This is a genomic window from Streptomyces sp. NPDC051561 (assembly GCF_044454195.1).
Lineage (GTDB): Bacteria > Actinomycetota > Actinomycetes > Streptomycetales > Streptomycetaceae > Streptomyces.
In genome coordinates this window covers 1-1,972 of sequence record NZ_JBITDM010000060.1, presented here as the reverse complement: position 1 = coordinate 1,972, position 1,972 = coordinate 1, and the positions used below count along the sequence as shown (strand labels likewise).

Sequence of the window (1,972 nt, the reverse complement as noted above, 5' to 3'; positions counted from 1 at the left end):
AAACGGCAGCCACTTCCTCGCCTTCCTCGGCCTCGCCGCCACCCTGACCTGCTACAAGAAACTCGCCAAACTCACCACGTGAGACATCCTCTAAGTCGTCAGACGTTCCTGGCGCAGTTGCAGGGAACGGGTAAAGGCCTCCGCTTGCGCACTGGAACGGCGCTGGAACGTAAAGGTGATGATTGAACCCAACAGGGTTCCAGTAACAGCGATCAAGCTGGCCAGCACAACCTCCATATCCACATCTCAGCACGCGGACGCACCCCCGTACAGAGCCAGGGGAAGATCGACAAACCGAGGCGCTGCTGCGGGACCAGCTGGATGGGCTGTGGCGGGCCGTCGAGTCCTCTCCGCCGGAAGTCAGCGGATAGTGACCTGGACGGTGTTGGAGATGGCGCCACCGCCGATGATGCGGATCTTGTTGAGCCCCTTGATGCCCAGCTTCACGCGCAGGTTGTACGTGTGGGCGCGGGTGGTGTTCATGTGGATCGGCAAGCTGACCCAGCCGCGCCTCTGCAGTTGCTGCAAAGTGACTCGGGTGCCTGCGGGAAGGCGCGTGGAGGAGCCGTAAACCCGGAACTGCTGCCAAGCCCTGATGGATTTGACGGTTGCTTTCGCGGAGAGGGTGGGCCGGAGCGAGCCGGGGACGCCGGGCTTGGTGGCGGTGGGGCTCGGCTCTTCGCCTCCGTGCGGTGCGGCGGTGGCTGACGCCCCGGTGGTGAGCGGCGCGGCGCACAGCAACAAGGCGCCGACCGTGCCGGCCGTCCGTGTCAGAAGGGTATTCATCTCAAGCTCCCGTCGTTCAACAAAGGCATGGACTAGGGCAATTTAAGACACGCCTTCCACTTTTCATGTTCTGACATGCTGGATGGATGACAGGAGTTGTCCACCGGGTGCGAAGGAGGTGTTATCCGAATTCCCGCACCATGGGTCATGCGCGCGGGCTGGCCGGAGGATTGACTCGCGAGAGGGCGTGTGTCGGTTTTTCTGACAGCGCATCTTTATCGAGAGTGAAGCCCACTGCAGGCTCGCACTCGACCATCGTGCGGAAGCCGGACCCCTGAGTATTAGAAATTCTGGACTCGATTACCGATTGGCGGAATCGGTGGGGATCCCGTCGACGCGCACAACGCGGACGGACGCGGACGCCCAGCAGCCCGCGCTCCGGTGCGGGCCTTCGCCCTCTGTCAACACGCCGTACGGCCCCTTCCCGGCAGCACCAATCTCGCGCGGCAGAAGGCTCACCCGGCGCTACGAGGTTCACGGCGCCGGTACGGCACCGATCTGCTGCAGCACTCCGAGGAGATCGGGTTGGCCCCGTTCGCCGATGATTCGGCCGTCGGCCAGGTAGTAGAAGTTCATGGCCTGCACCGAGATCTTGTTGCCGCTCGCCGGGAACGACGCGGTCATCGCCGCCTACGCCACCCGCGCCGACCGGACGGAGATCCCCTTCTGGCCGCTGCTGTTCAACAACGTCACCCTCCGCCTGCTCGGCCGCGGCGACTTCACCGCCGCGGCCAGAAGGCAGGCCGACCGCGACCTCACCGCCGCAGCCGCCGTCGGCGCCGGCGCCGTGGACGTCGGCGAGCGTTTTCCCGCTGGAGGAGATCGCCGAGGCACACGACCACGTCGACGCCTGCGGCCGCGACCGCACCCTGGTCACCGTCCCTCAGCGATAGGTGAAAGAGGGTGCGTGCGGTGCGCAGGTGTAAGAGCCCCTTCGCACCGCACCACCGGACCCGACCCCGGCCGCTGCTGGCACCGCAGAACCCCCGCCCCCAACAACGCCGTTCGCTCTCGCCTGACCCCTACCGCGAGAACCGGCGTGCGCTGCGGAAGGCGGAGTCAGAACCCACCTGCAAACGGAGTCAACGAACGGCTCTGGCAGCGATCACGGGGAGCCGTCACGGTCGGTCACTGAAGCAGAATCAGCTTCCGGAGTAGTTCGAATTCGGCACGTCCATAGAGCTGC

General features: G+C 65.1%; 2 protein-coding genes. Both read right to left on the bottom strand.

Annotation, left to right across the window (positions count from 1 at the left end; all coding sequences use genetic code 11):
* Positions 1–360: 360 nt before the first annotated feature.
* Complete coding sequence (locus ACIA73_RS41895) at positions 361–786, bottom strand: hypothetical protein (RefSeq protein ID WP_399444276.1); 426 nt, start codon at positions 784–786, stop codon at positions 361–363.
* 474 nt (positions 787–1,260) lie between these two features.
* Positions 1,261–1,410, bottom strand: a complete 150-nt coding sequence (locus ACIA73_RS41890; protein WP_399444275.1) for an ester cyclase — start codon at positions 1,408–1,410, stop codon at positions 1,261–1,263.
* Positions 1,411–1,972: the final 562 nt, after the last annotated feature.